Origin of the sequence: Sphingomonas sp. Leaf17 (genome assembly GCF_001421505.1) — a bacterium.
Lineage (GTDB): Bacteria > Pseudomonadota > Alphaproteobacteria > Sphingomonadales > Sphingomonadaceae > Sphingomonas.
On sequence record NZ_LMKL01000001.1, the window covers coordinates 337,735 to 358,657 of the forward strand.

Below are 20,923 nucleotides of genomic sequence, written 5' to 3' on the forward strand. Positions count from 1 at the left end.
CATTTCTGGGTCAACGGAATGCGGCAAGGCGATCTGCATGGCCGCCCCCTTCAAAGATTGTCGCACTGGCATTTGCCACTTTCGACGGATGATCCCTGCGGCGCTGTGCCCGTTCCTCGACAGTATTGCGAGCGAGTATACGCGGACGCTCGATACCAGCGATCCCGACCAGGCTCGTCAGTACCATCGTCTGCTCGTGACCATCGCCGGTCGGCACGCGTGATGATCGACGCCGATCCTGAGGGTAGCAGCGATCATCCGTTTCAGGGCATGGCGCGGAAACTGGCTACGATCGGACTGGAAGTGCCTGTGGCTTGACGGATCATGATCCGCGTCGCGCGCGACGACCCCAGCCCGCTCCCACGGCTTGAGAGGCAGCGGCGTTGCATCTCGTTGAGAGGCAGCGGCGTGGCGTCTCGAACGTGGGCGACCTTGGTCCGGTCGCCTGCGGCAACCACATCGCCTTCCCGATAGGATCAGCTTTGGACGACGCGATCGCCCGAACGTGCCGCAATGGGTGGTGCGCGGCATACGCGCCGGGAACAGATCCGGTACGAGCCGATCAGCGGCCAGTTCCCGATGCCGACGTGAGACCGATATGGTTTGTGGCAAATGGATCGCGCTCGAATTTACTGAGGCCAAACGATCGTCCCGGGTCCGATCGTCAACCTGACTGGCAAATGCCACGCTCCTGACAGGCGCGCGCGACATGTATCTGCTCGCGGCAGACGTCCAGAATCTCGTCCGCCAGCGGCGATCCGTCGGGGCAGGCGCGTGACAGCACAACCGCACCTAGCAAATGCGCGAACAGATCAATCGCTTGCGCGCGGACCTTGTGCCGATCCCCGTCGCCCGGCGATCTTCCACGTTCGACCGCGTCCAGCATGTTTTCGATTCCTGCGGCGAACGTCTCCTTGATGTCCGTTGATTGACGCGCCGCGTCACCGGACAGCGCCGCCATCGTGCAGCCGTCGCCTCGCCCGTCCCGATGTGCCCGCGACAGATAGAAATCGATGAATGCGTGGACATCAACCTGCTCGGCCTCGCCAAGGAACTGGGCGATCCCGCGCTCGGCCGTCTCGGCCATCAGATCCGCTTTGGATTCGAAGTGCTTGTAGAACCCGCCATGGGTCAGCCCGGCAGCGGCCATCAGGTCCGCCACGCTGAGGCCGTCATAGCCACGTTCGCGAAACAGCGCCGAGGCTGTCTCGACGATGCGCGCCCGATTTTCCTGCGATTGCGCCTTGGTGATCTTCATCCCGCACCTCTTTATCCGATCGCCTCCATACATTGATGCCATTCATAATCAAAGCACTTGACGTTATTGATTATGAATGACATCAATGTGCCTCGTTGGTCGGGATGGCAGGGCGGTCATTCCCCACAACTTTCGGTACCGGCGCCCTGATGGACAATGACATGACGACAGAAAAACCCGTGGCGCTCGTAACCGGCGCATCTTCAGGAATAGGCGAAGCGGCCGCCAACAACCTCCTGGCGGCAGGCTATACGGTCTACGGCACGAGCAGGCGCAGCGCGGCGGCGGGTGAGCGGCCGTTCCCGCTGCTGGCGCTCGACGTGACGCAGGATGCGTCCGTGACGGCCGCGATCGCCGACGTGCAGCGCCGCGAAGGGCGCATCGACCTGCTGGTAAACAACGCAGGCATCAGCATCATGGGCGCGGCCGAGGAGAGTTCCATCGAGCAGGTCCGCACGGTGTTCGAGACCAACTTCCACGGCGTCGTCCGCGTGACCAATGCGGTCCTGCCGATCATGCGACGGCAGGGTCGCGGGCGCATCCTCAATATCGGCTCCGGCCTGGGCCTCATTCCCGCGCCGTTCAACGCCTATTACGCGGCGACCAAACACGCGCTGGAGGGATATTCGGAATCCCTCGACCATGAAGTTCGCGGGTTCGGCGTGCGCGTCGTGGTGATCGAACCCGGCACCACGCGGACACCGTTCGAGACGAACACGGCTTCGTCGGACCGGCCGCTTGCCGATTACGATGCGCTGCGTGCGAAATATTTCGCCGCCTATGACGCGGCGTTGGCCGGCGGGGCAACCGCGCAAAGCGTCGCGACGACGATCGTTCTGGCAGCGCGCGCCGCAAAACCCGCACTGCGCTACACGTCCGGCAAGGATGCGAAGCAGGGTGCCTTCGCCCGAAGGTTTCTGCCCCGCGCGATGTTCGACCGGATCCTGCACAAGCAATTCGGGCTTGCGTGAATCCCCCCGTTTTCCAGTTTGTTACAGCAAGGATATGACATGAAAGCCGTTCGGTTCCATGAGACAGGCGACGCAAATGTCCTCACCTGCGAGGACGTTCCCGACCCGGTACCCCAGGATCATGAAGTCCTGATCCGGGTCGAGGCGACGGGCGTAAATTTCGCGGACGTCATGCGTCGGCGAGGAGACGATTATCCCGAGGCGACGCCCCTGCCCTTCACGCTGGGCGCGGAGATTGCCGGAACGATTGTCGCGACAGGCAAGGCGGTGACCTCGCTTCAGGTCGGAATGTCGGTGCTGGCAGTGCCGGGGGCGGGAGGATATGCGCAGTATATCTGCGTGCCCGAGGCGATCGTCGTGCCCTTGCCGGATGGCGTGGCGCCCGTTCATGCCGCCGCCATCGTCGCCAACGGACTGACCGCCGCGCTGGTCCTGCGCAACGCCGCCCGTCTGGTGGCGGGGGAAACCATATTGATCGAAGCCGCCGCCGGGGGCCTTGGCTCGTTCGCGGTCCAGCTGGCCAAACACTACGGTGCCGGAAAGGTCATCGCCGCAGCCAGCACACCGGAAAAACGCGCCCTCGCCGAGCGTCTCGGAGCGGACGCGACCGTCGATTATGCCGCCCCCGACTGGGCCGATCAGGTGCTGGCCCTGACCGATGGAAAAGGCGTCGACATCATCCTGGAAACCGCAGGTGGGGATAATGTTGCCGAGGCATTCAAGGCGCTGGCGACATTCGGCCGCATGATCTTCATCGGCCAGTCCAGCGGCGAGACGAGCCTGATCGACCCGTGGGCGCTGACCGTTTCCAACCACACGCTCACAAGCTTCTATGTGGGAGCCTATCTGGCGTTCCCGGCGCTCATCCAGTCGACCATAGCCGAAATCGTCGGACTGATCGTCTCCGGACATATCGCATTGCAGGTGAATACCGTCCTGCCGCTCGCAAAGGCCGCCGAAGCCCATCGCCTGCTGGAAAGCCGCCGGACTTCAGGAAAAGTCGTATTGCAGCCGTGGGGCGACGCGTAACGAACTGCGTCGGATTTGTCGGGGCCGTGACCTCCTGAAAAAAGAGAACCGTGACGGGCAAGACGACGACCACGTCTGCCCCCTCCGGTCGCGAGCGCGCGGGGGAAGCAACGGGCAAGTTCAAACCCGCCCGTTGCTTTTCATTTCGGCAGCAAAAACTGCCCGCGCGGCGTCGCCGAGCTGCGGGTACGGCCGCTCAGTGCCGTAATCGTCGAGCCGCGGGTTGCGCCTGCGAGCGTTGAAGCTTTGGAACGATCCGTTCGCCGCCAGGCTTCCTTCAGGATGCCGATGATCCGCTCTTGCGAAAACCGCGCTTCATCTGTCCGGTCCTCTGCTTCTCCCGACCAGCGGCGGTAGTTTGCGATAGGTCCGGGCACCGGGTGGTCGTAAGCTGAGGTTCGTGCTCCTGGATCCGGCGGGCAAAACGAGAGGCAGATGATGGACGAACCGCAAGTCAATCGCCGGGACATACTGACCTCCGCGCTTGCCGCGACGGCTGTGACGATGGTGCCGCCGGCGATTGCCGAGGCGCATGCGCCGGGTGCCGGGTTGCTTGCTCCGCGGCCTCCGATGGGCTGGAACAGCTGGAACAGTTTCGCGACCACGATCACCGAGGCGCAGGCGCGTGAGACGGCCGCGATCATGGCAAGCAAGCTGCTGCCGTTCGGCTACGACATCTTTACCGTCGACATCCAGTGGTACGAGCCGGAAGCGTCGAGTTACGCCTATAGCGGTAATCCGGTGCCGGCGATGGACGGGTATGGCCGGCTGGTCCCGGCACCAAACCGCTTCCCGTCGAGCGCCGACGGGTCCGGCTTCACGACGCTGGCCGCCGACGTCCACCGCATGGGCATGAAGTTCGGCATCCACCTGATGCGCGGTATCCCACGGTTGGCGGTGAAGAGGAATCTGCCCGTCCTCGGCACGACGTATCGCGCCGGCGATATCGCCGATACGACCAGCATCTGTTCGTGGAATCCCGACATGTACGGCGTCGACATGACGAAGCCGGGCGCGCAGGCCTATTACGACAGCGTGTTTAGGCTGTATGCCGACTGGGGCGTCGATTTCGTCAAGATGGACGACATGAGCCGCCCCTATGACGCGCACGCGCCCGAGATCGAGGGCGCGCACAGGGCGATCGTCAACACCGGTCGCCCGATGATGCTCAGCCTGTCCCCCGGCGAAACGCCGGTGATCCGTGGCGATCACGTTCGCCGATATGCGCAGATGTGGCGGATCAGCGATGATTTCTGGGACGAATGGGCGATGCTGGAGGCGCAGTTCACCCGGCTGGAGAACTGGAACACCTGGCGTCGCCCCGGCGCATGGCCCGATGCCGATATGCTGCCGCTGGGCCGGCTGGCACTGGGCCAGCGCGATACGAAGTTCACGCCCGACGAACAGCGCACGCTGATGACCCTGTGGTCGATCGCCCGCTCGCCGCTCATTATGGGGGGTGACCTGCGCCATCTCGATGCGCCGACGCTGGCGCTGCTGACCAACCGCGAGGTGCTGGCGGTCAATCAGGCGAGCACCGACAACCGTCCGCATTTCGTGCAGGACGGCACCCGCATCTGGTCCGCCCGGCCGGAGGGGAGCCAGGACCGCTACCTTGCGATGTTCAACACCACCGACAAGCCCATGGACGTGACGATCCCCCTGCGCGATCTCGGCAAGTCCGGATCGGTGGCCGTCCGCGACCTGTGGTCCGGTCGGGCCGTCGGCACCGCCCGCGACCATATCACGCGGATGGTATCGCCGCATGGTGCCGGGCTGTATCGACTGACCTGACGCCTCCATGCGCTGATGATGCGTCGTCAGGGTGAGGGCGTGGCCATCGGCCGCATCGTCATGCTGACCGGGCCGGACGAGCGACGGGCAGCCAGACGACGCCGCCAGTGGAGCAGGCCGGTCACGAACAGCAGCGTCGGCATGATACCGATCAGAACGACAAGGCCGCGAACGGCCATGCCGATGATCAAGCCGCGACCACCACTCGAACCGCCACCAATCGAACCGCCGCCAATCGAACCATCGTGCAGCGGACGGACCCAGGCATTGATTCTGGCACCGATATTTCCCTTGCTGACGTCGTGGATCGCCAGCACCCGGCCGGAATAGCGGTCGACAAACACATAGCTGCCGGGAAAGCGCCGGTGCGGGTCGCCAGCCACCTGCATGCGGATCCGCAGCGGCGCATCGACGGTGCCGGACACATCGACAAAGGCCAGCTGCGTATCCGGCATCACCCGACGTGCCACAGCCAGCGCGCGGGCGATGGATATCGGCTTCCCCGCCCGCGCGGATGCCCAGGCGGATGATCTTGGATCGGGTACCGCATCGGGGGCCAGCAGCGCGGCCTTCACCGTTGGCAGGGCAAGGATGACGCCGGTCGCCACCAGCACGATGAGCAGTCCGGCGCTCCACACACCCGTCAGCTTGTGCAGGTCGCGCAGACGACGCAGCGGCACCGCGTCGCGCTTGAACGCGATCGCCTTGCTCCAGCGCCCGCGCGGCCACCAGGTAACGATCCCCGTCAGCAGCAGCAGCAGCAGGACGACGCCCGACCAGCCGACAACCTGCATGCCGACCGGCCCGGCCAGCAATTCCATATGCAGTTCATACAGCCAGCTCATCAGATAACCGCCCCACGGTGCGACGCGCAGGATCCGGCTGCCGTCGGCGGTAAACCAGACCATCTGCCGGGGCACCGGATGACCGCCGCCGGCGACGGCGGGGTAGTAGCGCGCCGGGATCGCGCCCCCCTCACCCGTCACCTCGAACGACCATTTGCCGGCGGGATCGAATCCGCTTGCCCGCGCGGTCGCCAGCGCGCGGTCCCAGACCGGTGACGTCCAGCCCGGCGCGGGCATCGCCGGCTCGCTCCGCGCGACCGGGTGCAGCGCCTCGTCGATGCCGACATAGAACACCAGCGCCGACCCCGTCAGCCCGATCACGACGAACAGCAGCCCGAGCGACAGCCCGAGCCACAGGTGGATGCGCCGCATGATGACGCGCCATGACGGTCCCCGCGCCGCCATCGTCAGAATCGCGCCCTGATCGCGGCGAAGGCGCTGCGCGGGTCGGCGGGCGCGTGCAGCCGCTGTGTGCCGTCGAACCAGACATATTCGTAGCGATCGTTGGTCAGGTTGCGAACCTGCGCCGACATCTCGATCGCCCGCGTCAGCCGCCAGGCCAGTTCGCCGGTGACCTGGAAATACCCGCCGTACCGCCCCTGATCGTTGGCGGTGTTCAGGTCATAAGCCGACTGGCCGTTGCCCCATAGCGATACCCGCCACGGCAGCGCGGCCGGCGTCCATTCGATCCCGGTGGTGTAGACGTTGCGGGGAACGTGGTCGATCGCATTCCCCGCGGTCAGCGGGGCGGCGGGATCGGCGACGCGGATCACCGCTTTCTGGCGCGACCAGCTTGCCCAGGCCGACAGTCCGACGACCGGCCTTACGCTGGCCTCGACATCGAAGCCGCGACGGCGCGTCTCGCCCAGATTGTCGAACTCACCCGACGGATCGTTGAGGCGACGGCGCAACTCGCCACTGGCGGTCTGCTGCCACGCCGCCGCGCGGGCGGTCAGCCAGCGCCCCTGCGACAGCTTGATCCCCGCCTCATACCCCTCGTTGATCGACGGCTCGACATCGCGCACGCGCGGCGGAACGACGAACGCGCCCGACCCGGCCCCGATCTGGAACGTGCGACCGAAATTGCCGTAGGCGGTGACACCCGCAACCGGAGTCAGCGCGACCGACAGTTTCGGCTGGCTGATCGTACCATAGTCGTTGAGCGGATAGCGGATGCCGTTCAACCGGTTGGTATAGCGGCCACCGACCCGGTCGATCCGCCACGCCGGGGTCACCGTCAGCCAGCGCACCGGCGTCACGATCGCCTGCACATAGCCGCCGCCCACGGTCAGGTCGAAATCCTGATCGCGCGTCGCCGCGACGATCGTGCGACGGTTGGTCGTCCAGCGCAGGCTGCGGTTGTGCTGCCACTGCACGTCGCCGCCGACCTCCGCCATCAGCCAGTCCGCCGCGTGCCAGTGCAGTCCGGTCACGACGCCGTATTGCCGTTCGTCGGTCAGCCGCTGCTGCTGCGCGACCCCTGCCGAAAAGCGGACGTAGCGATTGTCGTCGATGCTGTTGGCGTAGCCGACAGCGGTCAGCGACAGGCGGGACGCAAGATCGGCATCCAGATGCAGGCTGTACTGTGACAACCGCCGGGTGCCGCCGTCGGTTTCCGACACCGCATAGGACCGCCGCCGGTCGGTGTAGGCGTCGGCATCGGTCAGATACCCCGGCTCCGCCGCTGTCGCCCGGCCATGGCGGACGATCAGCCCGAGCTTTGCAGCCCCGAAATCGTAGAACCACTTGCCCGCAAGGTTCAGCCGGTCGAGATCGGCATGGTCGCGATATCCGTCGCTGCGACGATACCCGATCAGGTAATTCTGGCTGAGCCGACCCGTTTCCACGCCCGCCGACAGCTGCGCGTCCTGGGTGCCGAACGCACCCGCGATGGCGCGCGTGTCGAGATAGGTGCCGCCGGTGCGCGTCTGGATATTGGCACTGCCGGCGATGGCGTGCAGCCCCCAGCGCGGGTCCGACGTGCCCCGCACCAGTTCGACCGACGCGATATCCAGCGGCGATATCAGGTCGATGAAGTCCATCCGCCCGGCATTGTCGTTGGACGGCACCCCGTCGATCGTCAGCTTGACCGCATTGATCTCGCCCTCGCCGTTGAACCCGCGGATCGAGAAGCGGCCCGACGTCGTGCCCTGATTGAAATCGGTCAGGACGACACCGGGCAGGCGCGCGAACAGTTCCCATGCATTGTCGACATTCTGGCGCTGTGCCACGTCGCCACCCAGCACATCGACCGAGGTCAGGACGTTGGCGGCGGATCGCGCCATCGCGCCTGCGGTGACGACGATATCCGCGCCGCCGATCGCGACCTGCGTGTCGGGCTGTCGGCGTTGCGTTGCGGTTTCGTCCGCATCCTGCGCCAGGGCAGGTGTCGACAGCAGCAGGCACGATACCGTGCCCGCCAGACAATATTTCCGAATCATGATGAAATCCTTCCGGCTGAAGGCACCACCGGACCACCTATCCGCACCAGGGTGACCGCGCCGTCGCGGACATCCGGGCGCAGTCGATGGATCCGACAGCCCCTGTGGCGCATCCGATCGACGGATCGGCGCGCAGGACGACAGGATCGGCGGGCCGGCGGCCCGGCTCCGTCCGATCAGGTCAGCGGGACAGGTGGACCGCGCAGCGGCGGACGCAGATGGGGTGCCGGCTTCGGTGCGGACAACGGCACGGCAGTCCGTGCAAGCGCGGCCACGATCGCCAGCGCGATCGCGAGCATCACCGGATCGACCGCACCCAGAAGCTGCGCCGACAACCCGGCATAGGCGCACGGCATTTCGGTCTTGCCGTGATCGCGCGGCTGGCCGTGATCGGGCATCGCCTCGTGCAGTTGGCCGGACACGCCGTGCATCGACATTCCACCGGCCATGCCGGACATCGGCGCAGCGGCGGCCGTGGGGCCGGTGCCGGGGCAGATCACGATGGCGGGCACGCCATGATCGTTGCCGATCATATACCCCGTCGGCACCAGCAGCTTGAGCATCAGCGCCGCCGCGCAGATCAGCACGGCAAGATGACGTTGCGCGAGAAGATGCCGGAAGGTCTGCACCGGCCGGGCGTATCGACCGCGGGACGGGGTGTCACCCGGTCATTTTGCCATAGCCCGCAGCGATGGCGTCCAGGTCATGCCGTTGTGCCCCTTGCGGATGTTTCGCCATGCGCGGAGATTTTTCGTGGCCGGATCGTTCAGACGTCTCCCCGCCGACAGGAGCATTTGCATGAGCAACGACACCGACATTTCCGTACTGAACGGTCTCATCAAGACGACGCTCGACAGCATGAAGGGCTATGAAGACGCCGCCAAGGACGCCGAGAGCACGCAATATGCCACGATGTTCGCCGACTTCGCCCGCGACCGGGCGCAGGTCGCGACGGACCTGCAGGACCAGGTTCGCGCACTGGGCGGCGAGCCGGAAATGGATTCGAGCATGCTGGCCGCCGCGCACCGCCTGTTCTCCGACCTGAAGCAGGCGATCACCGGCAAGGACGACAAGGCGATCATCGTCGAGGTCGAGCGTGGCGAAGATCACATCAAGGCCAAGTATGACGAGGCTATGAAAAACAGCGACCTGTCGTCCGCGACCCAGGCCGCGATCACCAAGGGCTATGCCTCGGTTCGGGAAGGTCACGACCGGATGAGCGCCCTGAAGCACAGCATGGCCTGAGACGGCCAAGGGGCGGCGGAACCGGATTCCGCCGCCCCGATCTGTGTCATTTACGCTAACCGGCGACCTTGCGCAGGATGCGCGACAGCTGCTCCACCGAATAGGGTTTGTGCAGCAGCTCGAACCCATGGGTTCCATCCTGCGCCAACACATTGCTGTACCCCGACGTCAGCACGACGGGCAGATCGGGATATGTTTCCCTGACGACTTTGCCCAGATCGATGCCGTTCATGCCCGGCATCACGACATCCGAGAACACGATGTCGAACCGCGACGCATCGCGCTCCAGTTCGGCAAGCGCCTCCTGCGCGTTGGATGCCCATACCGTTACATAGCCAAGCTCCGCCAGCGACTGGGTGGTGAAGGTGCCGACGTCCTTGTTGTCCTCGACCACCAGCACGCAGGTGCCATGGCCGTCGGCGAGCGTTTCGACGATATCACCGGCGACGGGGACGTCGCGCTGCTCGACCTCGGGCAGGTACAATGTGAAGGTCGTGCCACGGCCGACCTCGCTCGTGACGGTGATGTCACCGTCGGATTGCTTGGCGAACCCGAATACCTGGCTCAGCCCCAGTCCGGTTCCCTGCCCGACACCCTTGGTCGTGAAGAACGGTTCGAAGATCCGCTCCAGCTTGTCTGCGGCGATGCCGGATCCGGTGTCCGTCATCGAAATGGCGACATAGCGCCCCGGCATCGCCGGGTGCCCGCGGACCGCCGGAATCTGCGACACCGCGCGCACGGCGACGTCGATCCGCCCGGCCCCGTCCATGGCATCCCGCGCGTTCACCGCCATGTTGACGAGCGCGGTATCGAGCTGGCTGGGATCGACATGGATGAAACACGGCGTTTCCGGCAGGTCGATGCCGATGACGATCCGCGACCCGGTCAGCGTTGCCAGCATGTCCGAAATCACGCGCAGGCCCTGCCCGACGTCGATGACTTCCGGCTTCAGCGCCTGTCGCCGCGCGAAGGCGAGCAACTGCCCGGTCAGCTTGGCCGCGCGATCGGCGGTATCGGAGATCGCGTCGATATAGCGGTGGCGACGCTCGGCGCTCAGGTCCGGGCGCTTCAAAAGGTCGGTCGCCGACCGGATGACGGTCAGCAGATTGTTGAAGTCGTGCGCGACGCCGCCGGTAAGCTGGCCCACCGCCTCCATCTTCTGCGACTGGCGCAGCGCATCCTCGGCCTGCTGAAGCTCACCCGTCCGCGCGACAACCTGTTGTTCCAGCGAGGCCGCCAGCGCCGCCAGAGCCTGTTCGCTGCGCCGCCGTTCGGTCGCGATCCGTGTCCGGTCGGCCACTTCGCGCAGGAACATCACTTCGTCCGGACGCCATTTCCGTGTCGAGACGCTGGTCGAATAGAACATCGCGACCAGCCGGCCATTTTCCATGATCGGGATGTTGATGATCGCCCGGGCATCGACCGCCTCCAGGGCGTCGGCCTTCGCCCGCGTCCGCTCGTCGTCGCGGACATCGGCGATGCACACCTCTTCGCCGCGCTTCATGTCCTCGACATAGGATCCGAACTTGTGCAGCGCGAACGTCCCCGATAGCGGCGTGATGCCGGCCGCGGTCCAGTCGCGCACGATCGTGATGGTTTCGGCGTCGGGGTCGATTTCGCCATAGCCGACGCGGCTGGTCTCGATCGAACGCCCGATGATCTGCGCCGCCGAAAAGGCGATGTCGTCGGGGTTTTCCGTGTCGCGGAACATGTCGCCCAGCTCGACCAGGGCGGCCCGCGTGATTTCGCTGCGCCGCTGGTCGGTGATGTCGGTGGACACGCCGGCGATCCGCAACGCCCGCCCGCTGGCGTTGAAGAAGGGCTGCCCGCGCGAGCCGATCCATCGCAGTTCGCCATCGAGGCGATAGACCCGGTAGACGACATGATAGTCGGTCCCGTCCGCGACGCAGCGCGCCATCTCAGCCTCGCTGCGCTCGCGGTCGTCGGGGTGGATCGCTGCCTGCCGGTCCTCATAGGTGAAGGGCTGATCGGCGGGCCGGCCGAAGATTTCCTTGCAGGTTTCGGACGCGGTCAACTGCCGGGTGTCGACCTCCAGGCTCCAGGTGCCGAACCGCGCGGCCTTCAGCGTGAAGGCCAATTCCTGCTCCTGCTCCTGCTGCGCGCGGAGACGGTCGGTCAGCTCGGCCATCAACGACGCGTTGCTGGACTCCAGCCCCTTCAACCGCTCCCGCTCCAGCGTCACGTCGACCTGACTGGCGAAAAAATAGGCCAGCACGCCCTCGGTATCGAAGACCGGGGCCATCAGCAGGCGGTTCCAGAACGTCTCCCCGTCCTTGCGATGGTTCTGGACGTCGATCTCCAGCGATTCGACCCGGCGCACGGCGGCGCGGATCGTGTCGACGGTGGCCCTGTCGGTCTTCGGTCCTTGCAGGAAACGACAGTTCCGCCCGAGGATCTCCTCGCGCGAATAACCAGTCAGGCGACAAAACGCATTGTTCGTGAAGACGACGGGATTATCGGGCAGTCGCGGATTGGTGATGATCATCGGCATGCGCGTCGCGCGAACGGCCGCGACGAACGGATCGGTGCCGAGATCCTGCCCGATCAGTTCGGCGGCAATCCGTTCCGCATCCGCCGTATTCTTCGGCGTGCGGTCGGTCATCTGACCGGTCGCGTCTTTCAAATCCGTGATCCTACCATCTCACAAGCCGCAACATTTAGGATACGGAACGACTTATCGCAATGACAACACGGGATGACCGGGATTAGCCTTGACCGCGCCGCACCGGGCCGATCGACCTGATTCGACACAGATTCCGGCGGCGCGTGGCAACCCCCGACCGCGACCGGCGTTGGAACGCTGAAGGTCTGACGACATGGTTCGTGCCTAGCCGGACTATCGAATCGGGCAAGCAGACGACGGCGACGGTGGGCCAGCGGTAACCGGCGTGCAACAGTAGCGGATCACGCCGGGGAGGGATAAGACCGCTCCCCCGACAAAAGGCATGACGACATTCAGGGTGAAGGCAATGCCGGCATTTTTCGGCTCTAATGGCGCGCTTGGGGCCATGATCGCGGCAAAGGACTGGTCGGCGACGCCGATCGGCGCGATGGATGGCTGGCCGCTTCCGCTCCGGACGGCGACGGCGGTGATCCTTCAGTCGCCCTTGCCGATGGCCCTGCTCTGGGGGCCGGAGGGAATCCTGATCTACAACGACAGCTATGCGACGATCGCCGGCCCCCTGCATCCCACCATTTTGGGGATGCCGGTGCGGGAGGCCTGGCCGGAAGCGGCGGCGTTCAACGACGGCGTCCTGCGCGCCGGATTGTCGGGCCGGTCGCTGACCTTTTCGCGTCAGGACATCACGCTGTACCGTGGCGGCGCGCCCGAGCGTGTGTTTCTCGACCTGAACTACTCGCCGGTCCCGGGCGCGGACGGTCAGCCCGCCGGCGTCATGGCCGTCGTCATCGACGTGACGGCGACGGTCCGCATGGAGGAGGATCTGCGCGCGGAAACGCTGACGCTGGAAACGTTGAACCGTACCGGCGCGGCGCTCACCTCGATCCTCGACCTCGAACCGCTGGTGCAGATGGTGACGGATGCCGGCGTCGCCCTGACCGGCGCGGAGTTCGGCGCCTATTTCCACAATCTGATGGACGAGACGGGCGAGCGGCTGCACCTGTTCACCCTGTCCGGTGCGAGGCGGTCGGACTTCGAATCGCTGGGCCGGCCGCGCGCCACCGCGGTCTTTGCCCCCACCTTCCGCAACGAGGGCGTCATCCGCTCCGACGACATTCTCGCCGACGTGCGGTACGGTCGCAACGCGCCGCATGCGGGTATGCCGACCGGTCATCTGCCGGTTCGCAGCTATCTGGCGGTGTCGGTGGTTTCGCGATCGGGCGAGGTGCTCGGCGGGCTGCTGTTCGGTCATTCCGCGACGCACCAGTTCAGCGAGCGCCACGAACGGCTGATCGTCGGCATCGCCGCGCAGGCCGCGATCGGCATCGACAACGCCCGGCTGTTCGCCGCCGCGCAGGACGCGAACGCCACGCTGGAGCGTCGCGTCGAGGAACGGACCGAGGAACTGACCCGCGTGCACGACGCGCTGCGGCAGGCGCAGAAGATGGAGACGCTGGGTCAGCTGACCGGCGGGATCGCCCATGATTTCAACAATCTGCTGACCGTCATCCGTGGGTCGACCGACCTGTTGCGCCGCCCCGGCCTGAACGACGCACGACGCGAACGCTATGTCGATGCGATCGCCCAGACGGCCGACCGCGCCGCCACGCTGACCAGCCAGTTGCTGGCCTTTGCCCGCCGGTCGTCGCTGACGCCGCGCGTGTTCGATGTCGGCGATACCATCCGCGGCCTGAACGAGATGATGGCGATGCTGTCGGGCGCGGTGATCGACGTCGACCTGTGCCTGTCGGATACGGTCTGCCTCGCCAACACCGATGTCAGCCAGTTCGAGACGGCGGTGGTGAACCTGGCGGTGAATGCGCGTGACGCCATCGTGCAGCAGAACACCCATCAGGCGAACGGACAGGAAGGGCGGATCACGATCACCGTCGAACCGCGCGATCACATCCCGCCCGTTCGCGGCCATGGCGCACGTCGGGGCGACTTCGTGGCGATCGCGATCGCGGATACGGGGTCCGGCATCGCGCCCGAGCATATGGAGCATATCTTCGAACCCTTCTTCACGTCGAAGGGTGTCGGCCACGGAACGGGCCTTGGCCTGTCGCAGGTGTTCGGCTTCGTCAAACAGGCCGGCGGCGACGTCACGGTGACCAGCGAGGTCGGTCGCGGATCGACCTTCACGCTGTTCCTGCCGCGCGAACCGGATGCGCATCCACTGGCCGCGTCGCCTGCCGCCGCGGTGCCCGCATCGGCGGCCGGCAAGGCGCTGCGCGTGCTGGTGGTCGAGGACAATCCCGAGGTCGGCGCGTTCGCCGTTTCCGCGCTGGCCGATCTGGGCCATGATCCCGTGCTGGCCCGCCACGCGCAGGAGGCGCTGGTCGCGCTGGGGGACAAAAGCCATGGTTTCGACGTGGTGTTTTCGGACGTGATGATGCCCGGCATGAACGGGATCGACCTGGCCCACGCGATCCGGCGTCGCTTTCCGACCCTCAGGATCCTGCTCACCAGCGGCTACAGCGAGGTTCTGTCGCGGGAGGGGGCGGGCGATTTCGCGCTGCTGCAGAAACCCTATTCGATCGACGGCCTCGCCGATGTCTTCGCCGGTCCGGAACCAGCCGGGGTCTGATGCAATAGCGGCCACCGCGCCGCCGACCGTCCTGCCTTATATACCCATCGGACTGGTATTTTTCGATCACGCACGCCTTCGGCGGCTGGTCTATGCCTCCGGCGTAAACCAGCACGGGACCGACAATGGCGGATGCAAAGGATTTCGGTGGTCATGGCGACGACGCCGGACTGATCGAGGATAACAGGCAGTATTTTCAGGAACGGGCAGACTGGCACCGGGAACGGGCGCGGGTCGCACCGGATTCGAGCACGCGCCTGCTGCACGAACGATTTGCCACGATTTACGACGCCCGCTCGGTCGGCGATATCGTTGAATAACAACCGATTGCCGCTCTTTTAGTATATGTGACATAGTATTTAATAGCAGAAATACCAGGAACCTTCGGTTGGTCGCACGGTTGATGCGTCCTGTCCGAACCGCATGATGCGGTCGGCCCGTCCGGAGTGTCCCGATGAACCGTGCCGTCATAGCCCTGATGCCGCTGACCCTGATCGCGGGACTGTCGGCCTGCGCCGCGCCGGCCACCCGGATCTCGACCGGACTGCAACGCTACGGCCTTGATGCCCAGCGCGCCGACTGTGTCGGCCAGCGCCTGCAGTCGAATCTCTCGCTCGGACAATTGCAGCGACTGGGCAAGGCGGCCGCCGCCTATCGGCAGGGCGATACGACGCCGGGCGTGTTGACCCCGTCGGATCTGGTGCGCGTCGCCGGCGAACTGCGCGATCCCAAGATCGTGCTTGAGGTCGGCAAGGCCGCCGCCGGTTGCGGCGTGACCCCCTGACCTCCCCATCACGACACCGAAGGATACCGATATGAACAAGGACGAGCTTCAGGGCGGCCTGCGCTATGTTGGCGGCAAGGTCGAAAAGGCGATTGGCGACACGGTGAAAAGCCGTGACTGGCAGGTCGACGGCGTCGTCGATCAGGTTGCGGGCGCGGCGCAGAATCTGTACGGCCGCGCCAGGTCGGCGATCGAGGACGCGGTCGATGGCGCGCCCGAACTGGGCGAGAAGATCGCGCGCGAAGCCCGGCATGCGGGTGAGCAGGCGACAGACGCCGCGCGTCGCGCATCGACCGCCGCAAAGGACTCCGCGACCAACGCCCCCGAATTATGGGCGCTTGGCGCGATTGCGCTTGGCTATGGCGTGGCCTGGCTGATCCACGCACGGCGCGGCTGAAGGACCAACGATGTCCCCGCCCCTGGATTCCGAATCGGTCCCGGCCCTGAAGTCGCTGCGCGACTCGGCGGATCTGCGCCACCTGCGCCAGATCATCGCCGGGCTGGACGAAGGCGTGATCCTGATCGACCCCGACCAGTCCATCCTGTGGGCCAACGACGCGGCACTGGGCATGCACGGCGTCACGTCGGTCGACGATCTGGGCACCACGGTCGATGACTATCGCGCGCGCTTCCGGCTGACCTACCGCAACAATCATCAGGTGTCGGGCGACGACTATCCGATCGAACGGGTCGTCTCCGGCGAGGCCTTTTCGCAGGTCGTGGTCGAGGTCGCGGTCGCCGACGAGGACAAGCCCCGCTGGGTTCATCAGGTCCGCAGCCTGGTGCTGACCGACGATGCGGACGAGCCGGAATGTCTGGTGATGATTATCCAGGACGTGTCGGCGCGGTTCGAGGCGGAGGATCGTTTTGAACAGTCGTTCAACGCCAATCCCGCGCCGGCCGTCATCTGCCGACTGTGCGACCTGCGATTCGTGAAGGTCAATCAGGGTTTTGTCGACATGACCGGGCACGATCGCGCGCGCGTGTTGTCGTCCACCGTCTACGACATCGACGTGCTCGAACGCGGTGACAAGCGCGACCTGGCCAAGGCGCGGCTGGCCGAGGGCCGGACCATTCCGCAGATGGAGGCCGAGCTGAGCCTGCCCGACGGCACGACCCGGCTGGTGATCGTCGCTGGCCAGCCGATCGACATGGGTGACCAGCCCTGCATGCTGTTCACCTTCGCCGATCTGGAGCCGCGCCGGGTTGCCGAAACCGCGTTGCGCCAGAGCGAGGACCGGTTCATGCGGACCTTCTCGCTGGCACCTGTCGCGCTGGCGATCGGCGCGCTGGACGGGCATCGGCTGTGCGACGTCAACGAGGCGTTCGCCGCGATGACCGGCTATGCGGAATCTGAACTTGTCGGACGCCCGCTGGACGAAATCGGCCTGTGGGAAACCCCGGCGCTGCGCGATGCGATCGAGGCCGATGTCTGCGCGGGACAGCCGATCCGCGACCATGAAGTCCGCATCCGCCTGAAAAATGGCGACGTCATCGACGCGATCGTATCGACCGAGCCGATCCGGCTTGGCGACGACGATTGCGTCCTGTGGGCGATGCGCGACATCTCCACGCGAAAGGCGTCCGAACGCGAGCTGGTTCACGCCATCGAGGCGGTGATGAAGGATACCAGCTGGCTCAGCCGGTCGATCATGGAAAAGCTGGCGCGCATCCGCACGCCACAGGTCGAACCGGCAGGGGTCGGGCTGGACGAACTCACCCACCGCGAGCGCGAGGTGCTGTCGCTCATCTGCCGCGGGCTGGACGACAAGTCCATCGCCCGGACACTGGGTGTGTCGGGCAACACCGTGCGCAACCACGTCGCCCGGATCTATTCCAAGATCGGCGTCAATCGCCGCAACGCCGCCGCCGCCTGGGCGCGGGCGCGTGGCTTCGATGGCGATTCGATGGTCCCCTCTCCCGCCACCGGCGGCGCAGCGACGACGGACGTGACCGCATGACCCGCAGCAAGAACGATTCATCGGTCGACCCGTTGGTCGAGCGCGCACGCCGGGCCAAGGGTTCGGTCGAAAACGCGATCGGCAAGATCACCGGTGATATTTCGGTCGGACACAGCGGAGCGGCTGGGTCAGCCGACCGCTCGTCCCACGCTCGCCCGGCTCCCGCTCGCCCGACGCCCGACGGCGCGGGCGATGCCGACACCCCATCCGACGCGGGCGACAAAAACTAGGTCGCCGCGCTTCGTCGATACCATCATCCAACAGGAGTTATCATGGCTGTTCATTCGACCCCCGGCGTTTCGCCGGCCCACGACACGTCCCTGCTTCGCCCGGCGAAGCGCATTTCCTGGGGTGCGATTTTCGCCGGCGTCGTGCTGGCGATCGCGGTCCAGCTCGTGCTGGGCATCCTTGGCACCGGCATCGGCCTGACCCTGGTCGATCCGGTCGAGGGCACGACGCCGGGCGCCGCCGGGTTCGGCATCGGCGCCGGCATCTACTGGCTGGTGACGACGGTCGTCGCGCTGGGCGCGGGCGGCTATGTCGCGGCGCGTGGGGCCGGCGTTCATGACCGGTTCGACGGCCTGCTGCACGGCTTGGTCGTGTGGGGCGTCACGCTGATCCTGACGCTGTACCTGCTGACCTCGGCGGTCGGTGGCATCATCGGCGGCGCATTCCGCACCGTCGGTTCGGTCGCCAGCGCAGCCGGCACCGGCATCAGCGCCGCGGCCCCGAAGGTGGCGGATGCCGCCAATCTGGACGTCGGCGACGTGCGCGAGGAGGCATCGGCCTATCTGTCGACCGCCCCGTCCGACCCCGCGCAGATGACGCCGGAGCAGGCGCAGAAGGAAATCGCCGAGGAACTGCCGGCGCTCGCACGCGGCGGTCAGGATGGCGCGCAGGCTGAAAACCGCATCGTCGACATCGTCGCCGCCCAGCGCAAGATCAGCCGTCCCGAAGCCCAGGCCCAGGTAAACCGCGCCAAGGCGCAGTTCGAGCAGACCAAGAACAAGGCCGTTGCAACCGCCAAGTCGGCAACCGACGCCGCCGCCGGTGCGGCTGCGGGCACGTCGTTCATCGTCGTCGTCGCGCTGCTGATCGGTGCCGCCGCCGCTGGCTTCGGGGCCATCACGGCCACCCGCCGCCGCGTCTGAACCGACAGAAGGGGAGTGTGACCCGCACTCCCCTTCACCACGCGTCACGGCACAGGATGGCAAAGGTCGTTGATGCTGCCGGACTATCCGGCACCTTGCCGACACCCCTCTCTTCATCTGGTACTTTTGTCGCATTTTTTAGCGCAACGATACCAGGAACACGCAGTCCTTGCGTCCGTTGAGGGGTTCGATCGTGTCTGGTCGCGATCGCGACAACGAAGGATCACCATCATGAAGACCATGCTGACGCTGGCCATTCTCGGCTCCAGTCTGGCACTTGCCGGATGCAACACCGTCAATGGCGCGGGCAAGGACGTGAAGTCCGCCGGATCCACGCTGGAAAAGGTTTCCGGTCAGGGCGACACGTCCAAGTGACCTGCTCCTGATCCGGCCCGTAGCCGGATCTTGCGACCCTGAAACATGGTCGCACGCCATCTTCAACCCATTTTCAAACCACAGGAGATTCATCATGAACACCGACACCCTGAGCGGCACGGCCACCAACATCGGCGGCAAGATCAAGGAAACCCTGGGCGCGGCAACCGGCGACCAGTCGCTGCGCAGCGAGGGTGCCGCCGATCAGCTGGGCGGCACCGTCCAGAAGACCGTCGGCCAGGCCAAGGACGCGGTCGAGGAGGGCATCCGCCCGGTCATCGACTATGTCCGTCAGTTCTCGCGCGAGCGGCCGTTCACGGCCGCGGCCGTTGCCGGCGTGCTGGGCATTGCCGTCATCAACACGCTGCGCGGCAAATAATTCCGTAATGGATACCGTCACGGACCGGGCCGGTTCGTTGCCCCCGTCCGTGACGGGCCTTGTTATCACTGCTGTATCGAGGTCCCCGCCCATGCCCACGCTGTCCACGCCCAACGTCACGGATGGAACCGCCGGTCGCGTCATGCCCCGGCCCCGTCCGATCGCCACCGCCCGCCGCCTGGCCGCAGAGGCGATCGGCACGTTCTGGCTCGTACTGGGCGGCTGCGGCGCGGCCGTGCTGGCCGCCGGCGCGGGTGTGCCGGGATCAATCGGCATGGCCGGCGTCGCGCTGGCCTTTGGCCTTACCGTTTTCACCATGGCGTTTGCCGTGGGTTTCATTTCCGGCGGGCATTTCAACCCGGCCGTCAGCGTCGGCCTTGCCGTCGCCGGCCGTTTTCCCGTGCGTGACCTGCCCGGCTACATCGTCGCGCAGCTGGTCGGCGGCATCGTCGCCAGCGCCGCGCTGGCGGCCCTCGCCTCCGGCATGCCGGGGTTCGATCTGGTCGCAAGCGGGTTCGCCGCCAACGGCTATGGCGCGCATTCGCCGGGCGGCTACGGCATGGTCACCGCGTTTCTCGCCGAGGCGCTCCTGACCGCCGGATTCCTGACCGTCATTCTGGGCGCGACCGATGAGCGGTCCCCGGCCGCCTTCGCGCCACTGGCGATCGGCCTTGCGCTGACGCTGATCCACCTCATCTCGATCCCGATTGACAACACCTCGGTCAACCCGGCACGCAGCACCGGCCCGGCACTGTTCGTCGGCGGCTGGGCGCTGTCGCAGCTGTGGCTGTTCTGGCTTGCCCCGTTGAGCGGCGCGGCCGTGGCCGGCCTTGTCGGACGCTGGCTGTTCGCCCACCGCGATGAGGATCAGTCGCCCGGTCCGATCGGCGATACCCCGGTCGAACTGATGATCGACCCCGATCGGGGAACCGACGTCACACGCCCCTGAACGTCTGTCGCCTGCCACCCCGCCCCGCCGGCGCGTCTTCCAGCAGACGCGCCGGTTCTTGTATGACGGGCGGCGATACCGACCGGTTACGTCCCCGGACGCGCCGATCCTGCGCCGGTTTGGCCGCGTTCAGGAAATCGGTCAGGGCCTGAAACCACATGACAGCGACAAAATCGCCGGAGATGACCAGTTCCTTGCCGGGTAGCGCCTGAAGAAACGCGCTTTTTCCGTCCCTGGCGGACAGGATACGGAAGCCCGTCGATGCATCGGCAAAGGTCAGCGTGAACGCCGGGCCGGGGTGGATGCCGGCCGTCGACGCGACCCTGCCATTGGCGACGTGATAGAAACGGCCGGTCCCGTCGACCGTCCTGATCTGGAAAACCAGATCCTTGCCGGCAACATGGGCCGCCGCATCCGGATTCCGGCGGATCGCGCGGTTGAGCAGCTTTTGCAGCATCCACAACAGCAGCTTGAACTTCAGCATGGGGTCGGACCTTTTCGTATCGGGCGGAC

At 65.9% G+C, this 20,923-nt stretch carries 22 protein-coding genes; 15 read left to right on the forward strand and 7 right to left on the reverse strand.

What is annotated here, in order from left to right; all coding sequences use genetic code 11:
* The first annotated feature begins 37 nt into the window (after positions 1 to 37).
* A complete protein-coding gene (locus tag ASE75_RS15300; protein WP_156340043.1) occupies positions 38 to 223 on the forward strand; it encodes a hypothetical protein in 186 nt (61 codons plus the stop codon).
* Positions 224 to 664: 441 nt separating this feature from the next.
* Here ASE75_RS15300 and ASE75_RS01645 read toward each other — a convergent pair whose 3' ends face one another.
* Positions 665 to 1,258 carry a TetR/AcrR family transcriptional regulator gene (locus ASE75_RS01645; protein WP_055927842.1) on the reverse strand — a complete coding sequence of 198 codons (594 nt, stop codon included), beginning with the start codon at positions 1,256 to 1,258 and terminating at the stop codon, positions 665 to 667.
* 161 nt (positions 1,259 to 1,419) lie between these two features.
* On the opposite strand from ASE75_RS01645, the gene ASE75_RS01650 reads away from it, so the two are divergent.
* Together ASE75_RS01650 and ASE75_RS01655 are read left to right on the forward strand one after the other, a co-directional pair.
* Positions 1,420 to 2,229, forward strand: a complete 810-nt coding sequence (locus tag ASE75_RS01650) for an oxidoreductase (protein ID WP_200922289.1) — start codon at positions 1,420 to 1,422, stop codon at positions 2,227 to 2,229.
* Positions 2,230 to 2,268: 39 nt separating this feature from the next.
* The gene (locus ASE75_RS01655; RefSeq protein ID WP_055927850.1) at positions 2,269 to 3,258 is read left to right on the forward strand and encodes a quinone oxidoreductase family protein; all 990 of its coding nucleotides are present in this window, start codon (positions 2,269 to 2,271) and stop codon (positions 3,256 to 3,258) included.
* Positions 3,259 to 3,398: 140 nt separating this feature from the next.
* Here ASE75_RS01655 and ASE75_RS15810 read toward each other — a convergent pair whose 3' ends face one another.
* A complete protein-coding gene (locus ASE75_RS15810; RefSeq protein WP_156340045.1) occupies positions 3,399 to 3,635 on the reverse strand; it encodes a hypothetical protein in 237 nt (78 codons plus the stop codon).
* 127 nt (positions 3,636 to 3,762) lie between these two features.
* On the opposite strand from ASE75_RS15810, the gene ASE75_RS01660 reads away from it, so the two are divergent.
* Positions 3,763 to 5,052 (forward strand): glycoside hydrolase family 27 protein, encoded by a 1,290-nt coding sequence (locus tag ASE75_RS01660; protein ID WP_156340111.1) that lies wholly within the window; start codon positions 3,763 to 3,765, stop codon positions 5,050 to 5,052.
* Between the two features lie 26 nt (positions 5,053 to 5,078).
* Here ASE75_RS01660 and ASE75_RS01665 read toward each other — a convergent pair whose 3' ends face one another.
* The 3 genes from ASE75_RS01665 to ASE75_RS01675 all read right to left on the reverse strand — a co-directional run bounded on the left by ASE75_RS01665 (position 5,079) and on the right by ASE75_RS01675 (position 8,967).
* Complete coding sequence (locus ASE75_RS01665) at positions 5,079 to 6,269, reverse strand: PepSY-associated TM helix domain-containing protein (RefSeq protein WP_162233696.1); 1,191 nt, start codon at positions 6,267 to 6,269, stop codon at positions 5,079 to 5,081.
* A gap of 35 nt (positions 6,270 to 6,304) precedes the next feature.
* On the reverse strand, positions 6,305 to 8,338 hold the full coding sequence (locus tag ASE75_RS01670; protein ID WP_055927857.1) for a TonB-dependent receptor: 2,034 nt from the start codon (positions 8,336 to 8,338) through the stop codon (positions 6,305 to 6,307).
* Positions 8,339 to 8,514: 176 nt separating this feature from the next.
* Positions 8,515 to 8,967, reverse strand: coding sequence for a hypothetical protein (locus ASE75_RS01675; protein ID WP_055927859.1), 453 nt, complete (start codon positions 8,965 to 8,967; stop codon positions 8,515 to 8,517).
* A gap of 169 nt (positions 8,968 to 9,136) precedes the next feature.
* Between ASE75_RS01675 and ASE75_RS01680 the strand changes: the two genes are divergently transcribed.
* On the forward strand, positions 9,137 to 9,583 hold the full coding sequence (locus tag ASE75_RS01680; protein WP_055927862.1) for a PA2169 family four-helix-bundle protein: 447 nt from the start codon (positions 9,137 to 9,139) through the stop codon (positions 9,581 to 9,583).
* Between the two features lie 55 nt (positions 9,584 to 9,638).
* Here the strand turns inward: ASE75_RS01680 and ASE75_RS01685 are convergent, their stop codons facing one another.
* Positions 9,639 to 12,227 (reverse strand): PAS domain-containing protein, encoded by a 2,589-nt coding sequence (locus ASE75_RS01685; RefSeq protein WP_268796009.1) that lies wholly within the window; start codon positions 12,225 to 12,227, stop codon positions 9,639 to 9,641.
* A gap of 322 nt (positions 12,228 to 12,549) precedes the next feature.
* Here ASE75_RS01685 and ASE75_RS01690 point away from each other — a divergent pair, with 322 nt between their 5' ends.
* The 10 genes from ASE75_RS01690 (at position 12,550) to aqpZ (ending at position 20,410) form a co-directional block, all read left to right on the forward strand.
* Positions 12,550 to 14,811 carry a hybrid sensor histidine kinase/response regulator gene (locus ASE75_RS01690; RefSeq protein ID WP_235512469.1) on the forward strand — a complete coding sequence of 754 codons (2,262 nt, stop codon included), beginning with the start codon at positions 12,550 to 12,552 and terminating at the stop codon, positions 14,809 to 14,811.
* A 125-nt stretch (positions 14,812 to 14,936) separates the two neighbouring features.
* The gene (locus ASE75_RS01695) at positions 14,937 to 15,131 is read left to right on the forward strand and encodes a hypothetical protein (protein WP_055927875.1); all 195 of its coding nucleotides are present in this window, start codon (positions 14,937 to 14,939) and stop codon (positions 15,129 to 15,131) included.
* 134 nt (positions 15,132 to 15,265) lie between these two features.
* Positions 15,266 to 15,595, forward strand: coding sequence for a hypothetical protein (locus tag ASE75_RS01700; protein ID WP_055927878.1), 330 nt, complete (start codon positions 15,266 to 15,268; stop codon positions 15,593 to 15,595).
* Positions 15,596 to 15,626: 31 nt separating this feature from the next.
* Positions 15,627 to 15,992: a CsbD family protein gene (locus ASE75_RS01705; protein ID WP_055927880.1), complete on the forward strand. Its 366-nt coding sequence runs from the start codon at positions 15,627 to 15,629 to the stop codon at positions 15,990 to 15,992.
* Positions 15,993 to 16,002: 10 nt separating this feature from the next.
* Positions 16,003 to 17,556 carry a helix-turn-helix transcriptional regulator gene (locus tag ASE75_RS01710; RefSeq protein ID WP_055927883.1) on the forward strand — a complete coding sequence of 518 codons (1,554 nt, stop codon included), beginning with the start codon at positions 16,003 to 16,005 and terminating at the stop codon, positions 17,554 to 17,556.
* Positions 17,553 to 17,786 (forward strand): hypothetical protein, encoded by a 234-nt coding sequence (locus ASE75_RS01715; RefSeq protein ID WP_055927886.1) that lies wholly within the window; start codon positions 17,553 to 17,555, stop codon positions 17,784 to 17,786. Before ASE75_RS01710 ends, ASE75_RS01715 begins: the two co-directional genes overlap by 4 nt.
* Before the next feature lie 42 nt (positions 17,787 to 17,828).
* Positions 17,829 to 18,707 carry a hypothetical protein gene (locus ASE75_RS01720; RefSeq protein WP_055927889.1) on the forward strand — a complete coding sequence of 293 codons (879 nt, stop codon included), beginning with the start codon at positions 17,829 to 17,831 and terminating at the stop codon, positions 18,705 to 18,707.
* Between the two features lie 231 nt (positions 18,708 to 18,938).
* Positions 18,939 to 19,082 carry an entericidin A/B family lipoprotein gene (locus ASE75_RS15310; RefSeq protein WP_156340047.1) on the forward strand — a complete coding sequence of 48 codons (144 nt, stop codon included), beginning with the start codon at positions 18,939 to 18,941 and terminating at the stop codon, positions 19,080 to 19,082.
* A gap of 94 nt (positions 19,083 to 19,176) precedes the next feature.
* The gene (locus ASE75_RS01725) at positions 19,177 to 19,461 is read left to right on the forward strand and encodes a CsbD family protein (RefSeq protein WP_055927892.1); all 285 of its coding nucleotides are present in this window, start codon (positions 19,177 to 19,179) and stop codon (positions 19,459 to 19,461) included.
* A gap of 142 nt (positions 19,462 to 19,603) precedes the next feature.
* Entirely contained in the window at positions 19,604 to 20,410 is an 807-nt protein-coding gene (aqpZ, locus tag ASE75_RS01730) for an aquaporin Z (protein ID WP_055929209.1), read from the forward strand.
* Here aqpZ and ASE75_RS01735 read toward each other — a convergent pair.
* On the reverse strand, positions 20,397 to 20,894 hold the full coding sequence (locus ASE75_RS01735) for a hypothetical protein (protein ID WP_200922290.1): 498 nt from the start codon (positions 20,892 to 20,894) through the stop codon (positions 20,397 to 20,399). The two genes, aqpZ and ASE75_RS01735, sit on opposite strands and share 14 nt — an antisense overlap.
* Positions 20,895 to 20,923 lie beyond the last annotated feature (29 nt).

What these genes read in the sequence shown, in the direction of transcription:
- ASE75_RS15300 (WP_156340043.1), top strand. Translation starts at nt 38, where the DNA reads ATGGCCGCCCCCTTCAAAGATTGTCGCACTGGCATTTGCCACTTTCGA.
- ASE75_RS01645 (WP_055927842.1), bottom strand. Translation starts at nt 1,258, where the DNA reads ATGAAGATCACCAAGGCGCAATCGCAGGAAAATCGGGCGCGCATCGTC.
- ASE75_RS01650 (WP_200922289.1), top strand. Translation starts at nt 1,420, where the DNA reads ATGACGACAGAAAAACCCGTGGCGCTCGTAACCGGCGCATCTTCAGGA.
- ASE75_RS01655 (WP_055927850.1), top strand. Translation starts at nt 2,269, where the DNA reads ATGAAAGCCGTTCGGTTCCATGAGACAGGCGACGCAAATGTCCTCACC.
- ASE75_RS01660 (WP_156340111.1), top strand. Translation starts at nt 3,763, where the DNA reads ATGGTGCCGCCGGCGATTGCCGAGGCGCATGCGCCGGGTGCCGGGTTG.
- ASE75_RS01665 (WP_162233696.1), bottom strand. Translation starts at nt 6,269, where the DNA reads ATGCGGCGCATCCACCTGTGGCTCGGGCTGTCGCTCGGGCTGCTGTTC.
- ASE75_RS01670 (WP_055927857.1), bottom strand. Translation starts at nt 8,338, where the DNA reads ATGATTCGGAAATATTGTCTGGCGGGCACGGTATCGTGCCTGCTGCTG.
- ASE75_RS01680 (WP_055927862.1), top strand. Translation starts at nt 9,137, where the DNA reads ATGAGCAACGACACCGACATTTCCGTACTGAACGGTCTCATCAAGACG.
- ASE75_RS01690 (WP_235512469.1), top strand. Translation starts at nt 12,550, where the DNA reads ATGACGACATTCAGGGTGAAGGCAATGCCGGCATTTTTCGGCTCTAAT.
- ASE75_RS01695 (WP_055927875.1), top strand. Translation starts at nt 14,937, where the DNA reads ATGGCGGATGCAAAGGATTTCGGTGGTCATGGCGACGACGCCGGACTG.
- ASE75_RS01700 (WP_055927878.1), top strand. Translation starts at nt 15,266, where the DNA reads ATGAACCGTGCCGTCATAGCCCTGATGCCGCTGACCCTGATCGCGGGA.
- ASE75_RS01705 (WP_055927880.1), top strand. Translation starts at nt 15,627, where the DNA reads ATGAACAAGGACGAGCTTCAGGGCGGCCTGCGCTATGTTGGCGGCAAG.
- ASE75_RS01710 (WP_055927883.1), top strand. Translation starts at nt 16,003, where the DNA reads ATGTCCCCGCCCCTGGATTCCGAATCGGTCCCGGCCCTGAAGTCGCTG.
- ASE75_RS01715 (WP_055927886.1), top strand. Translation starts at nt 17,553, where the DNA reads ATGACCCGCAGCAAGAACGATTCATCGGTCGACCCGTTGGTCGAGCGC.
- ASE75_RS01720 (WP_055927889.1), top strand. Translation starts at nt 17,829, where the DNA reads ATGGCTGTTCATTCGACCCCCGGCGTTTCGCCGGCCCACGACACGTCC.
- ASE75_RS15310 (WP_156340047.1), top strand. Translation starts at nt 18,939, where the DNA reads ATGAAGACCATGCTGACGCTGGCCATTCTCGGCTCCAGTCTGGCACTT.
- ASE75_RS01725 (WP_055927892.1), top strand. Translation starts at nt 19,177, where the DNA reads ATGAACACCGACACCCTGAGCGGCACGGCCACCAACATCGGCGGCAAG.
- aqpZ (WP_055929209.1), top strand. Translation starts at nt 19,604, where the DNA reads ATGCCCCGGCCCCGTCCGATCGCCACCGCCCGCCGCCTGGCCGCAGAG.
- ASE75_RS01735 (WP_200922290.1), bottom strand. Translation starts at nt 20,894, where the DNA reads ATGCTGAAGTTCAAGCTGCTGTTGTGGATGCTGCAAAAGCTGCTCAAC.